The 13339-nt window shown below is 43.5% G+C and carries 13 protein-coding genes, 1 other RNA gene and 1 pseudogene; 10 read left to right on the top strand and 5 right to left on the bottom strand.

Annotated elements, in window-relative coordinates:
• The first annotated feature begins 133 nt into the window (after positions 1 to 133).
• Positions 134 to 1006: a small-conductance mechanosensitive channel MscS gene (gene mscS / locus PTE_RS02190; RefSeq protein ID WP_036842811.1), complete on the top strand. Its 873-nt coding sequence runs from the start codon at positions 134 to 136 to the stop codon at positions 1004 to 1006.
• A 109-nt stretch (positions 1007 to 1115) separates the two neighbouring features.
• Here mscS and PTE_RS02195 read toward each other — a convergent pair whose 3' ends face one another.
• A complete protein-coding gene (locus tag PTE_RS02195) occupies positions 1116 to 1496 on the bottom strand; it encodes a hypothetical protein (RefSeq protein WP_036842813.1) in 381 nt (126 codons plus the stop codon).
• 259 nt (positions 1497 to 1755) lie between these two features.
• Between PTE_RS02195 and argO the strand changes: the two genes are divergently transcribed.
• Positions 1756 to 2379, top strand: a complete 624-nt coding sequence (gene argO / locus PTE_RS02200; RefSeq protein WP_036842818.1) for an arginine exporter ArgO — start codon at positions 1756 to 1758, stop codon at positions 2377 to 2379.
• Positions 2380 to 2493: 114 nt separating this feature from the next.
• Positions 2494 to 3216, top strand: coding sequence for an oxidative stress defense protein (locus PTE_RS02205; RefSeq protein ID WP_036842820.1), 723 nt, complete (start codon positions 2494 to 2496; stop codon positions 3214 to 3216).
• Here PTE_RS02205 and PTE_RS02210 read toward each other — a convergent pair.
• Entirely contained in the window at positions 3213 to 4115 is a 903-nt protein-coding gene (locus tag PTE_RS02210; RefSeq protein ID WP_036842822.1) for a LysR family transcriptional regulator ArgP, read from the bottom strand. The two genes, PTE_RS02205 and PTE_RS02210, sit on opposite strands and share 4 nt — an antisense overlap.
• Positions 4116 to 4810: 695 nt before the next feature.
• Here PTE_RS02210 and PTE_RS25535 point away from each other — a divergent pair.
• The 3 genes from PTE_RS25535 to serA all read left to right on the top strand — a co-directional run bounded on the left by PTE_RS25535 (position 4811) and on the right by serA (position 7313).
• Complete coding sequence (locus PTE_RS25535) at positions 4811 to 4972, top strand: hypothetical protein (protein ID WP_165577068.1); 162 nt, start codon at positions 4811 to 4813, stop codon at positions 4970 to 4972.
• Between the two features lie 162 nt (positions 4973 to 5134).
• Complete coding sequence (rpiA, locus tag PTE_RS02220) at positions 5135 to 5794, top strand: ribose-5-phosphate isomerase RpiA (protein WP_036842825.1); 660 nt, start codon at positions 5135 to 5137, stop codon at positions 5792 to 5794.
• A 277-nt stretch (positions 5795 to 6071) separates the two neighbouring features.
• Positions 6072 to 7313, top strand: a complete 1242-nt coding sequence (gene serA / locus PTE_RS02225; protein WP_036842827.1) for a phosphoglycerate dehydrogenase — start codon at positions 6072 to 6074, stop codon at positions 7311 to 7313.
• A 48-nt stretch (positions 7314 to 7361) separates the two neighbouring features.
• On the opposite strand, the gene PTE_RS02230 is transcribed toward serA, so the two are convergent.
• From PTE_RS02230 to zapA, 3 genes are all read right to left on the bottom strand, one after another.
• Positions 7362 to 7958, bottom strand: coding sequence for a 5-formyltetrahydrofolate cyclo-ligase (locus tag PTE_RS02230; RefSeq protein WP_036842830.1), 597 nt, complete (start codon positions 7956 to 7958; stop codon positions 7362 to 7364).
• A 39-nt stretch (positions 7959 to 7997) separates the two neighbouring features.
• Positions 7998 to 8183, bottom strand: a non-coding RNA gene (gene ssrS / locus PTE_RS23165) — 6S RNA.
• 117 nt (positions 8184 to 8300) lie between these two features.
• A complete protein-coding gene (gene zapA / locus PTE_RS02235) occupies positions 8301 to 8630 on the bottom strand; it encodes a cell division protein ZapA (protein ID WP_021324001.1) in 330 nt (109 codons plus the stop codon).
• A 183-nt stretch (positions 8631 to 8813) separates the two neighbouring features.
• Here zapA and PTE_RS02240 point away from each other — a divergent pair, with 183 nt between their 5' ends.
• From PTE_RS02240 to ubiI, 4 genes and pseudogenes are all read left to right on the top strand, one after another.
• Positions 8814 to 9389 carry a YecA/YgfB family protein gene (locus PTE_RS02240; protein ID WP_036842833.1) on the top strand — a complete coding sequence of 192 codons (576 nt, stop codon included), beginning with the start codon at positions 8814 to 8816 and terminating at the stop codon, positions 9387 to 9389.
• Positions 9390 to 9437: 48 nt separating this feature from the next.
• A complete protein-coding gene (gene pepP / locus PTE_RS02245) occupies positions 9438 to 10754 on the top strand; it encodes a Xaa-Pro aminopeptidase (protein WP_036842835.1) in 1317 nt (438 codons plus the stop codon).
• A gap of 8 nt (positions 10755 to 10762) precedes the next feature.
• Positions 10763 to 11940: pseudogene (ubiH, locus tag PTE_RS02250) on the top strand (2-octaprenyl-6-methoxyphenyl hydroxylase).
• 38 nt (positions 11941 to 11978) lie between these two features.
• Positions 11979 to 13211, top strand: coding sequence for an FAD-dependent 2-octaprenylphenol hydroxylase (ubiI, locus tag PTE_RS02255; RefSeq protein WP_036842838.1), 1233 nt, complete (start codon positions 11979 to 11981; stop codon positions 13209 to 13211).
• The last annotated feature ends 128 nt before the right edge of the window (positions 13212 to 13339 follow it).

A 13339-nucleotide genomic window follows, 5' to 3' on the forward strand; every position in this document is an offset into this window, starting at 1 on the left:
CATTTGTATATAAACCAGAATAATTTTCTGGCGCGATAGGTTTTTTTCTTGCTATCGATACCTGCTATGAAGAATAGCAATTAGGTAATTTTGTTAATTATAGTTGAATAGCTAAATAATCAAGGTGGTTTTAATGGAAGATATCAGTCTGTCTGGTGGTATTAATGAGGCTACAAGCTGGTTTATTAATCATCAGGACTTAATCATTCAGTATCTGGTCAATATGGTTGCTGCTGTTCTGATCCTTGTATTGGGATTGATGGCGGCAAAATTAATCAGCAAAGGTGTGAAAAGAGTTATGTCGTTGCGTGGCATTGATATAACTGTGTCAGATTTTCTGGCTGCGATTGTCCGTTATTCGGTAATGGCGTTCACGGTTATTGCTGTTTTGGGCAAATTAGGGGTTCAGACAGCTTCGGTGATTGCGGTTATCGGTGCTGCGGGTTTAGCCGTTGGTTTGGCTTTACAGGGTTCTTTATCCAACTTTGCCGCAGGCGTGTTATTGGTGGCGTTCCGGCCAATCCGTGCCGGTGAATATGTTATTTTGGGCGCAGTTGAAGGTACTGTGGTTCAGGTGCAGATTTTCTCTACAACATTGCGTACAGCCGATGACAAAATTATTGTTATCCCGAATGGGAAAATTATTGCAGATAATGTGATTAATACCAGTCGTGAACCGAATCGTCGGACGCAAATAATGGTCGGTGTTGCCTATAATGCGGATATTGATGAAGTCAAAAAAGTGTTGGGTGATGTTATTGCGGCAGACAGTCGTATTCAGCATGATAGCGGCGTGACAATCCGTTTGCATGAAATGGCACCTTCTTCGTTGAATTTTGTTGTGCGTGTATGGACGACCAATGGTGATGCTTGGGACGTTTATTGGGATTTGATGGAAAACTTTAAACGTACATTGGATAAACACAATATCGGTATTCCTTACCCGCAAATGGATGTTTATTTACATCAAAATCAGGTTGTGGCTCAAAATAAAATGAGCGGTTAGTCAAATGATAGATTTGGTGATAATCACCCAGGTTATAAGCTTTTGCCTATAAATTCGTGCCGCGCCGTGAATGGCGCGGGCGATCCAAGCCTATTCCGCCAGGTTTATTTTATTGACATAAGGTATCAAAATTGTTTTTAACAAAATCATCGTTGATATCTTTTGTCAGCGCTATTTTTTTGCTGTCGGGCAAGCAAAGTACAGCAGTTAAAACACTTGAATCGTATAAATTAATATCGGCAGCGACGGTCCCGTTACCTTTTTCACCTTGTACTTTAAGGATAAAGCGTTCACAGCCTTTTTTACATAAGAAAGGTTGATAATTACTGAGTTCTACATCGGTAATATTTGCTGTACCAATATAGTATTCAATTATTTCAGATTGGTTTAATGTTTCTTCAACATCATTCCGAAGTAAATAGTAGCTTCTGATAGTGAGTGCAGTAATAATAATGATCGCGAACAACATGAAACCCGTAATTTTTTTCAAAATAACCTCTTCCTCTTCCTCTTCCTCTTCCTCTTCCTCTTCCTCTTATAGAATTAATCGATTAATTAATGTCTTAAGTGTGTATTTGCCTAATTTTCTTTGAATTAACTAAAAGTTTTTCCTGTAACAGCCGGTTTTTTAGCTGATTATTAAAATTTCTTATGATCGATTAGCAGCATTTATTTCCTCTAATGAGCTATTCTTTTTAATATTCTGAACATTGGAAGAGCAAAGTGAATAATTATTGAGGAGTTTTTTTATGTTATCGACATTTTTGCAGGGTTTTTTTCTCAGTGCTGCAATGATTTTGCCTCTTGGTCCACAAAATGCCTTTGTTATGCAGCAAGGGAGCCGAAGACAATTCCATATGATGAGTGCCACTTTGTGTGCTATCAGCGATGGTTTTCTGATTGGTGCCGGCGTATTTGGAGGGAGTGCATTGCTTGGTCAGTCAACTTTACTACTGCAATTTGTCACTTGGGGAGGGGTTGCTTTTTTATTGTGGTATGGTTGGAGAGCTTTTCGTGTGGCTCTGCTTGCGAATGCAGAACTCACACAGACTGGTAATATGGTGAGCAGTCGCTGGAGAGTAATTGCGATTATCTTTGCTGTCACTTGGTTAAATCCACATGTCTATCTGGATACTCTGGTTATACTGGGAAGTATTGGTAGTCAATTATCTTCAGAACTCAGGCCTTGGTTTACTTTTGGTGCTGCAAGCGCTTCCATTAGCTGGTTTTTTGCTCTGGCATTCCTCGCTGCTTGGTTTTCCCCGGTACTGAGTAAGCCACGTTCTCAACGAATTATTAATGGATTTATCTGTATTGTCATGTGGTATATAGCTTGGCAACTTGCTAAACAGGGATTGATAATTTCTGGTTAACCTGGACACTTTTTTTGCATACAGTGTGTGTGTTAGTGTTTTATTTATCCCATGCATGTTTCGGTTTTTCCGGGGATAAACTCTTTTTTTGACAGATTTTCTACGGAGGTTGTGGTGAAATTAAAATCATTAGGGTTGGCTGCAATGTTAAGTGCAGGAGGCGTACCTCTCTCTGCGCAGGCAGCTGATTTACCCGTGGTCCCTCATATTGTGACTTCTGGTAATGCGGTAATTAAAGCAGAACCGGATATGGCAACATTGATGATTAACGTCGATATTTCTGCCAAAGATGCTTCTGGTGCTAAAAAACAGGTTGATGAGCTTGTTGCTAAGTATTTTGATTTTCTAAAAGAGAATGGTATTGAAAAGAAAGATATTAATGCGGCGAATCTGCGTACTCAACCTGACTATGAGTATGACAGAGAATCCGATAAGTCTGTGCTAAAAGGTTATCGTGCAATCCGTTCGGTGGAAGTGAAGGTTCGTAAGTTGGATCATCTTAATATTTTGCTTGATGGCGCATTAAAAGCGGGTTTGAATGAGATCTCATCCGTTCAGTTTGGTGTGGACGATCCACAAAAATATCGTGATGAAGCCCGACAGAAAGCTATTCAGAATGCGATTGAGCAGGCTGATGTGTTAGCGAAAGGCTTTAACAGTAAACTTGGCCCGATATACAGCATCAATTATCGAGCGCCAGATATTTCCTATATGAAATACCGCAATAATGATGTTGTGCTGGCAGGAAGTGCGGCTGCTGGCGTGGGAGAAACTTACCAACAGGACACCATCAGCTTTAGCGATCAGGTTGATGTTGTGTTTGAGTTAAAACCTTAATCCGTGTCATCCTGTCTTAACATCTGACGCCCAATTTTCAACAGGGCGTCAGTCACTTTTTTCATGGTTCTGCTTTCCGGTGCGAAACGATGCCAATAGAGCATCCGGCGCTGACATAAACCCGGTGTCAGGTCGAGCAGTTTGCCCTTTTTCAGTTCCTGATCAATTTGTAAATGAGGGATCATACAACAGGTAGAACCCTGTTTTGCCAGTTGCACAAAAGCTTCAGATGAGTTGACGATATGGCATGGAACACTGCCCGGCGATAAATCGAAGTTCTGTTGTAAAAATGCCTGATGCATATCATCCAGGTGATCGAATGCTACTGCAGGTGCCTTCAGTAGTGCTGAACGGGTAACCCCATTTGGAAAATATCGGGTAGCAAATTCTGGTGACGCAACAAACAGGTAATCCAATGCCCCTAGTTTATCGACCAGACAACCAGGTAATGGTTGTGGTTGAATACTGACTGCACCAACGACTTCACCTCTTCTTAATTGTTCTTGAGTACGGGTTTCATCTTCAACCTGAATATTCAGCCGAATCGGTAAATCACCGAGCACTGGGTGTAATGCCGGTAACAGCCAGGTAGCCAGGCTATCGGCGTTAACTGCCAGTGAAAGCAGCAGTGGAGTATCTGTACCCGATTCATCGCCTAACCATTGTTCTTCCAGTAATTCTACTTGATGCAGTAGCGCCAGCAGCTTTTGCCCTTGTTCGGTGGGGCGTGGAGGAACGGTGCGCACTAACAGAGGCTGACCGAACAGATTTTCCAACTGCTTGATACGTTGGGAAACTGCGGATTGAGTGATACAGAGTTTCTGGGCTGCGCGTTCGAAACCACGCTCACGGATCACAGCATCCAAGGCTTGCAGTGTTCGGTAATCAGGGCGTTTCATTACAGAAAGATTCTCCATTGATTGTTCTGCATAGCACTATGCCATATTTTTCCGGTGGATGAGGCAAATTATCTGGTGTGCCATAAATCCTGTCTTATCAATGATAGCCGATACTGGTACTGGGCTCATCTCCAGCTTGAATAGATGTTGTTGATTAGTGGCCTTATTAACTGGGAATATTATATTACAGAAGTGAGCAATCGTGATAACTGCTTCAGCTTGTGTATAAAGTTTGTCACATCAAGGGAACCTCTCCAAGTTGAGTTTGTTCCAGCTGGAGCCGCTTTATCTACATACGATCTGAACGATAAGAGCTTTAACATTTATGTGCTAGAAAACTTTGTTAAGGATACTGAAAATCACCCATTGAGAAGAAAAATGCTTTTGTATACTCTGTATACGACATTGATTTTCATGAATATGGTTGATGGTGAAATTGTAAGGATCCATGAACCAGTTGAGGATAAAATAGCTTACTATTGTTCGTTTGGTTTTGAGCTGGAGCGTTGTGGATATGTGATGTCATGTGACATCAAAACGTTAATCGAAAAGGTGAAGAGCAGGTCCGAGAGTTTAGCTCTTTGATAGTTAGTATCTGGATGCGTACTATAATGTTCAGGCAGAGCAACTGTTTTTTCATATTTGTCCTGCATGATGAATCAATTTAGTCATAAAGTTGCCTTAGCGGTGTTGCTATGAAAGCACAAAAAGAACCGATGTTCGATACTGTTCAAACCTACAAAAAGGCTGGAGAATCCTTAGATTTCCTAATGAAAGTAGGTCCAGCTTTGGAAGAGAAAGCGCAGGCACCGAGCCAGGAGAAGCAAGGTCGTCATCGCAGCAAAGCGGCTGCATAAATATCAGTCTTTTTGTAGCCCGCCTTATGGCGGGTTCTTTAATCACTCAATATTAATTCTCATGATTTACCACATGCCGTTTAATTGCAGTTTCTTTGTTGTTGTCAATGTTTATACTAGCTGACAGGCTTTCCTTGTAACTGATATAGGTTGTGAATTGATATGACTCAGGACGAACTGAAAAAAGCAGTAGGTTGGGCAGCGCTCGAATTTGTCACTCCCGGAACGATTGTCGGTGTGGGGACGGGTTCAACGGCTTCGCATTTTATTGATGCTCTTGGCTCGATTAAAGACCAGATTGAAGGGGCTGTATCCAGCTCTGAGGCTTCTACCGAAAAACTAAAAAGCCTGGGAATTCCTGTATTCGACTGTAATGAAGTGGATTCCCTTGATCTTTATGTTGATGGCGCCGATGAAATCAATGGCAATATGCAGATGATTAAAGGCGGTGGTGCCGCATTGACTCGCGAAAAAATTATTTCTGCAATAGCGAAGAAATTCATTTGTATTGTTGATTCTTCTAAGAACGTTGATGTATTGGGTAAATTCCCTTTACCGGTTGAAGTGATCCCAATGGCTCGTTCATATGTTGCCCGTGAATTGATTAAATTGGGCGGTTTACCAGAATATCGCCAGAATGTTGTGACTGATAACGGTAATGTGATCCTGGATGTGCATAATTTAGCAATTCTCGATCCTGTTGAGTTAGAGAATAAAATTAATCGTATTGCCGGTGTCGTCACTGTCGGTCTGTTTGCTAACCGTGGTGCGGATGTTGTATTGATGGGAACATTAGATGGTGTGAAAACCATCACTAAATAATATTGCTCACAGAGGGCGGAACCTTTCGCCCTTAAAAATTTTTTACTTTTAATAATAAGTGAAAATTTAGTGATATATCTCACTTATCTGATTATTAGATAATCTAAATTCTGACTTTATTCTTCTTCATATCATTTTATTCCGCACAATAATTATTTTATTAAGACTTATTTGGTAGGAATAGCAATCGTTTGTATTGCTGTGTCTGTTTTTTTTGTTATGTTGAGAGAATGAATCTTAAATGTAATGAAAATTGACGTAACAATAGGCAGGGTAAATGGTTAAGGTATCTCTGGAAAAAGACAAGATTAAATTTTTGCTATTAGAAGGTGTACATCAGAGCACGGTGGAAAACCTGCGGGGAGCAGGCTATAGCAATATTGAATATCATAAAGGGGCGTTAGATTCTCAGGCGTTAAAAGAGGCAATTCGTGATGCCCATTTTGTTGGCATCCGTTCTCACACACAATTGACAGAAGATATTTTCCAGGCAGCAGAAAAATTGGTTGCTGTGGGGTGTTTCTGTATCGGTACCAATCAGGTTGATCTGAAAGCCGCTGCCAAACGGGGTATCCCCGTCTTTAATGCGCCATTTTCTAATACTCGCTCTGTTGCAGAGATGGTACTTGGTGAGTTGTTGTTACTACTGCGCCGTATTCCTTTAGCGAATGCTAAAGCGCATCGTGGCGTATGGGATAAACAGGCTAAGGGCTGTTATGAAGTGCGCGGTAAAAAACTGGGTATTATCGGTTATGGTCATATTGGTACTCAGCTGGGTATTTTGGCTGAAAATATTGGTATGGATGTTTACTTCTACGATATTGAGAACAAACTGCCATTAGGTAACGCTCATCAGATTCGTCATTTATCAGAATTACTGAATATGAGTGATGTGGTCAGTTTACACGTACCAGAAACGCCATCAACGAAGAATATGATGGGGACGCAGGAACTGGCATTGATGAAACCGGGTTCTATCCTAATTAATGCTTCACGCGGAACGGTGGTGGATATTCCGGCATTGTGTGAAGCACTGGAAAGTGAACACTTGTCCGGTGCGGCTGTGGATGTATTCCCGGTTGAACCCGCGACCAATAATGATCCGTTTGAGTCGCCTTTGCTTAAATTTGATAACGTATTGCTGACTCCGCATATCGGTGGTTCTACACAGGAAGCGCAGGAAAACATTGGTTATGAAGTGGCAGGAAAGTTAGCGAAGTATTCTGATAATGGTTCTACCTTATCAGCAGTCAACTTCCCGGAAGTTTCTCTTCCTGCTCATGCTGATGATACCAATCGGTTTTTACATATTCACGAAAATCGTCCAGGTATATTGAATAGTATTAACCAAGTGTTTGCTGCACAGGATATTAATATCGCTGCTCAGTACCTGCGTACCAGCGGGGATATGGGATATGTGGTGATTGATATTGTGACTGAGAACCCAGCTCAGGCTGAAATGGTATTTCAGGAACTGAAAGCTTTGCCGGGTACTATCCGTTCTCGCCTGCTGTACTGATTATTTTGCTACGCCGTAAATGGGCGCATTATGTAAGGTGCCCATTTTTTACTGCCATTGCCAGATTTTTTCGGGAGTGATGATTTCTGGTAATGGGATATCCCACTCGGCTGAAGGTAATGTATCGACTAATTGGCAGTTATGAGCCAGGCCAATCGGATAGAAATTTTTTTGTTGCCATTGGCTCAATGTACGATCGTAAAAGCCACCTCCCATTCCAAGTCGCTGTCCTGTGCGGTCGAAAGCAACCAGCGGGATCATCATGATATCCAGCTCAGATAAGGGTAAGAGCTGCTGAACATCCAGTGGTGGCTCTTCTATATTGAAACGATTTCTAACAAGCAACGTATTTGGTTGATAGTTTAAAAACAGCAGATGGTGGCGACTGAAAGGGTGCAATACAGGTAAATAGATCTGTTTGTTTTGTTGCCAGAGTTGGTTGATTAGTGGTCGGGTATCAAGTTCACCATCAAATGAAAGAAATAGTGCAATTTTATTGGCTTGGTGAATTCTGGGGTGGTTGACAACTTTTTCTGCGGCTTGGTTTGCAAAAAGGGCTTGTTGCTCAGGGGTTAGCTCACGGCGTTGCTGGCGTATTTTCTTTCTGATGTTTTGCCTGAGTGATAACAGGGGAGCTGATGGCATGGAACCTGACCTGTTAATGCGAGCAATGATTAAAATTGAGGGTTCTCCAAGATGCCGTTACAGGTAGTAACCCTTGAACCCTAGGTTCAAGGTGAACGCAGCGTCGCATCCTTAAGGCTTCTCGGACGGACCGAGCATGCACACCGGCTGCGGAGCACTACATTCTATCATGTATGAAATATCGGCTCAGGGGACTTTCCCCGTTCACGAACATCTCAGAGAAATTTATTCAGTGCTTACGCTTACTAAGCAACTTTATGTAACCTATTGTATAAAACTAAACACAGAAAGCAACTAATTATCGAATGATTCACTCACTAATGCATGATTTATCAATAGAATTCATTCATTTGATGCAATAGTACGCTCAGTGATGCGACCTTGCTCCACTAATGCTTGTTCTATAGTCTGTTGAAGCATCTTTATTTTTTGTTCCATATTGTAAGCATAGTCACGGGTTTTCACTTTTTCTTGTGCCAGCTCATGACAGACATTCAGTGCCACAATAAAAACCAGTTGTTCAGTATTGGTTACTCTGGTGCGTTCTTTTAAATCTTCTAAACGTTGTTCAAGTTCCACCGCGGCAGCCAGCAATGCTTCTTTTTGCTCTGATGGACAATTGACACGTAATGACCGCCCAAAAATCTGGATATCTACTGGTTGTGCAGACATGACCCCTTCCTGACTTATTACTGCGTCCTGGCTCTCATTCCTGATAGGATAAAGCAAGACGCCAATCATTACAGTGCGATACCGACAGACAACTCACGATTAGCTATGGCTGTTGTCTGGTATAGCGACTCCCCTTGGTGGTAGCATAGCATGAACTTACACCGTCAACGATGACCAATACACATGTCTATACAGAATTCATTACCAGATTATCAATCTTTTGACAAAATATTGCATCAGCAGTCAGTGGCGCTGACAGCGGCTGAGATGCATGGGTTGATTAGTGGCTTACTGTGCGGTGGTAACCGTGATAGTAGTTGGCAAGCTTTAGTTCATGATTTAGCCAATGATGGACTGGCTTTTTCCCATCCATTAGCTCAACAATTGCGTGAATTACGTGAAATTACATTTGAATCATTGGATGACAGTCATTTTGCATTCCATTTATTGTTGCCCGATGAGGAAGATAATGTGTTTGAACGGGCAGATGCCCTGGCTGGATGGGTAAACCATTTCTTATTGGGATTGGGTGTCGCGCAACCAAAGTTCACAGATAAAAAAGAGGTCAGTGAGATTGTGGGTGATTTGCGTAATATCGGTCTGCTTGGCTATGAAGAAGGCGATGATCAAGAAGAGCTGGCTCAGGCATTGGAAGAAGTTCTTGAGTATGTGCGGGTTGCTGCGCAGCTTTGCTATATCGCTTTTACTCAGCCTAAAGCGGTTTCAATTGCAAAAAATGATAAGCCAACATTGCATTAATTGCTGTTTATTGAACTCAAAATAATTAACTAAGTCGCAGGAGAGGGTATGATCAAACAAGAATATTTATCCCGCCGTCAGGCTTTACTGGCAAAAATGGCACCGGCTAGCGCAGCGATTATTTTTTCTGCCCCGCCTGCACCACGAAATTCGGATAATGAATATCCCTATCGCCAGTACAGCGATTTCCTTTATTTGACTGGATTCAATGAACCGGAAGCTGTGCTGATATTAATCAAAAGTGATGATACGCATAATCATAGTATTCTTTTTAATCGAACACGTGACTTAACGGCGGAAATTTGGTTTGGCCGCCGTCTTGGACAAGAAGCGGCACCAGAGAAACTGGGCATTGACCGGGCTTTGCCTTTTGATGATATCCAGGAAGAGCTTTATCAGCTGTTAAATGGTTTGGATGTGGTTTATCACGCACAGGGTGAATTTGCCTATGCGGATGAAATAGTCTTCCAGGCGCTGGATACACTGAGAAAAGGCGGTCGCCGTAATCTTTCAGCCCCTTTAACGATAACTGACTGGCGTCCTTGGGTACACGAAATGCGGTTGTTCAAATCCAAGGCAGAAATTGAAATGATGCGCCGGGCAGGTGAAATCAGCGCACAGGCACATACGCGTGCGATGAAGGCTTGTCGCCCCGGCATGTTTGAATATCAACTGGAAGCTGAAATTCATCACGAATTTACGCATCAGGGTGCACGTTATCCTTCTTACAATACGATTGTAGGGAGTGGTGAAAATGGCTGTATTCTGCACTACACCGAGAATGAAAGCCGGATGAAAGAGGGTGATCTGGTGCTGATTGATGCAGGTTGTGAATATCTGGGTTATGCCGGAGATATCACCCGTACTTTCCCGGTGAATGGCAAGTTCAGCCGTGCCCAGCGTGAAATCTACGATATCGTACTGAAAACACTGAAGGTTTCATTGGAATTGTATAAACCGGGCACCAGCATCAACAAAGTAACAGAACATGTTGTGCGGATTATGGTGGAAGAGCTGGTGAAACTGGGCATTATGCACGGTGAGGTTGAACATTTAATCGAAACCAAAGCCTATCGCCAGTTCTTTATGCATGGCCTCAGTCATTGGTTGGGGCTGGATGTGCATGATGTTGGGCACTATGGCGTAGAGCGTGATCGCATTCTGGAACCGGGAATGGTATTAACGGTTGAACCCGGGTTGTATATTGCACCGGATGCTGATGTGGCGCTGGAATATCGTGGTATCGGTATCCGTATTGAAGATGACATTTTGATCACTGAAACCGGTAACGAAAACCTGACAGCCAGTGTGATTAAAGAAGCTGATGAGATTGAAGCTCTGATGGCGAAAGCAAAACAGGGTTAAGTTAAGGTATGAACGTGATTATCGTTGGAGGGGGCATGACCGGCGCGACACTTGCGCTGGCGATATCTTCCCTGAGCAAGGGGCGGATTCATGTTTCCCTGATTGAAGCAGCAGAGCCGGAGCAGAAGCACCCCGGCTTTGATGCCAGAGCGATAGCGCTGGCTTACGGTACGTGTCAGCGTTTACAACAGATAGGGGTTTGGTCTGCTCTGGAAGATTATGTGATACCAATAACTCACGTTCATGTTAGTGACCGTGGTCATGCAGGGTTTGTGAACCTTTATGCAAAAGAATATCACATTCCGGCTTTAGGCAATGTTGTCGAACTGTATGATGCAGGTAAATGCTTGTTCGGCTTACTGAAAAATGCTCCCGGTGTGACACTGTATTGTCCATCCAAGGTTCTGACCGTTGAAAGAACGATGTCATCAGTGACTGTTACCCTGGACAGTGGCGATCAACTGCAAGGTGAATTGCTGGTCGCCGCAGATGGCAGTCATTCCGCGATTGGTCAAGCCTGCAATATTCAGTGGCAACAGCACCCTTATGAACAGATTGCCGTGATTACTAATGTGCTGACGTCAGAGCATCCACAGGGCAGGGCATTTGAACGTTTCACAGAATATGGCCCACTGGCTCTGCTACCAATGTCTGGGGGGCGGAGTTCACTGGTATGGTGCCATCATTTGGATCGGCGAAAGGAAATAGCTGGCTGGAATAATGAGCAGTTTCTGAGGCAGTTACAGCGGGCATTTGGCTGGCGATTGGGCAAAATGTTGGAAACCGGCTGGCGCCACAGTTATCCACTCACACTATCCACTGCAAATCAACAAGTCAGCCACCGATTGGCGCTGGTGGGTAATGCTGCACAAACATTACATCCGATTGCCGGTCAGGGTTTTAATCTTGGTATGCGCGATGTGATGACACTAGCTCAGATTGTTTCTGAGGCTTTTGCGGCTGGTCAGGATATTGGTGCTTACCCGGTTTTGGCTAATTATCAGCAGCAACGGATTTTAGATCGGGAAAATACCATTGGTATTACTGATGGATTGATACGGATATTTGCCAATCGTTATTTTCCATTAAGAGTTGGGCGCAATCTTGGCTTGATGGCGATGGAAAAATTCTCTCCTGTGCGGGATATACTGGCCCGCAGACTCTGGGCTGGGTCGCCCAAAGATAACCGCAGATAAAGCAGACAAAATAAGAGGACGTTATATTATGCAATCATTTGATGTGGTTATCGCTGGTGGCGGTATGGTAGGTTTGGCGCTTGCCTGTGGCTTACAGGGCAGTGGTTTGCGGGTGGCTGTGGTAGAAAGCTATCCGCCTGCTCAATCGGTTTCTGCCGGAGAAGAGTATGCTTTGCGGGTTTCTGCAATTAATGCTGCCAGTGAGCGCCTGTTACAGCATCTTGGCGTGTGGCAACAGATTTTGGATATGCGTGCCAGCCCTTATCAGGGAATAGAAGTCTGGGACCGGGATAGCTTTGGTCGCATTCGGTTCAGTGCGGCTGAATATGGCCTGGAATATCTTGGTCATATCATTGAAAACCGGGTTATTCGTGAGATGTTATGGAAAAAAGCAGAAAGCCTGTCGGATGTGACCATGTTGACGCCAGCGGCTTTGCAACAGATTGCCTGGGGAGAAAATGAAGCTTTCATGACATTATCCGATGGTCGCATGTTAACAGCCCGTTTAGTGGTTGGTGCTGATGGCGCTCATTCATGGTTGCGTCAACATGCTGATATCCCCTTGACATTCTGGGATTATGAACATCATGCGTTGGTGGCGACGATTCGGACCGAAGAGCCTCATGGCAGTGTTGCCCGTCAGGTCTTTTATGGTGATGGCATTCTGGCGTTTCTGCCTCTTGCTGATCCACATTTATGTTCTATCGTCTGGTCACTGCCGGGTGACGCTGCAGATCAGTACAAACAGCTTGATAACACGCTGTTCGACCAGCAACTGGCGGTGGATTTTGATATGCGTCTTGGTCAGTGTGAGCTGATCAGTGAACGCCAGACAATTCCACTGACTGGTCGTTATGCCCGTAACTTTGCCGCTCATCGTCTGGCCTTAGTGGGAGACGCTGCTCATACCATTCATCCATTGGCAGGGCAGGGCGTGAATCTGGGCTTTATGGATGTGGCTGAACTTATAGGTGAATTGCGTCGTCTGCATTGTCAGGGGAAAGATATTGGTCAACACTTTTATTTACGTCGTTATGAACGCCGTCGTAAACATAGTGCCGCTGTCATGCTGGCTGGAATGCAAGGGTTTCGTCAGTTGTTCGACGGCAATAATCCAGTGAAAAAATTTTTGCGGGATGTTGGGTTATCGCTGGCAGACAATTTACCCGGAATTAAACCGCCATTGCTTCGTCAGGCAATGGGGTTGAATGACTTACCGGGCTGGCTCTCTTCTCCGCCCTCTTCAGCTGAAAAAATCTAATTTAGCTTCTTCTTATCAATTATTTTTTCTCATGTATTGCTGAAATATGGATAGGTGATTTTATTCATATTTCAGTGAGCTCTTAATGGAAAATGTGTGTTTTCTAAAGTTAATTGTTCATTTTGAGT

Origin of the sequence: Photorhabdus khanii NC19, from assembly GCF_000517265.1 — a bacterium.
GTDB classification, from domain to species: Bacteria; Pseudomonadota; Gammaproteobacteria; order Enterobacterales; family Enterobacteriaceae; genus Photorhabdus; species Photorhabdus khanii.

Coding starts and splice junctions, on each gene's coding strand:
- mscS (WP_036842811.1), top strand. CDS start 134: ATGGAAGATATCAGTCTGTCTGGTGGTATTAATGAGGCTACAAGCTGG.
- argO (WP_036842818.1), top strand. CDS start 1,756: ATGTTATCGACATTTTTGCAGGGTTTTTTTCTCAGTGCTGCAATGATT.
- PTE_RS02210 (WP_036842822.1), bottom strand. CDS start 4,115: ATGAAACGCCCTGATTACCGAACACTGCAAGCCTTGGATGCTGTGATC.
- PTE_RS25535 (WP_165577068.1), top strand. CDS start 4,811: ATGAAAGCACAAAAAGAACCGATGTTCGATACTGTTCAAACCTACAAA.
- rpiA (WP_036842825.1), top strand. CDS start 5,135: ATGACTCAGGACGAACTGAAAAAAGCAGTAGGTTGGGCAGCGCTCGAA.
- serA (WP_036842827.1), top strand. CDS start 6,072: ATGGTTAAGGTATCTCTGGAAAAAGACAAGATTAAATTTTTGCTATTA.
- PTE_RS02230 (WP_036842830.1), bottom strand. CDS start 7,958: ATGCCATCAGCTCCCCTGTTATCACTCAGGCAAAACATCAGAAAGAAA.
- zapA (WP_021324001.1), bottom strand. CDS start 8,630: ATGTCTGCACAACCAGTAGATATCCAGATTTTTGGGCGGTCATTACGT.
- PTE_RS02240 (WP_036842833.1), top strand. CDS start 8,814: ATGTCTATACAGAATTCATTACCAGATTATCAATCTTTTGACAAAATA.
- pepP (WP_036842835.1), top strand. CDS start 9,438: ATGATCAAACAAGAATATTTATCCCGCCGTCAGGCTTTACTGGCAAAA.
- ubiI (WP_036842838.1), top strand. CDS start 11,979: ATGCAATCATTTGATGTGGTTATCGCTGGTGGCGGTATGGTAGGTTTG.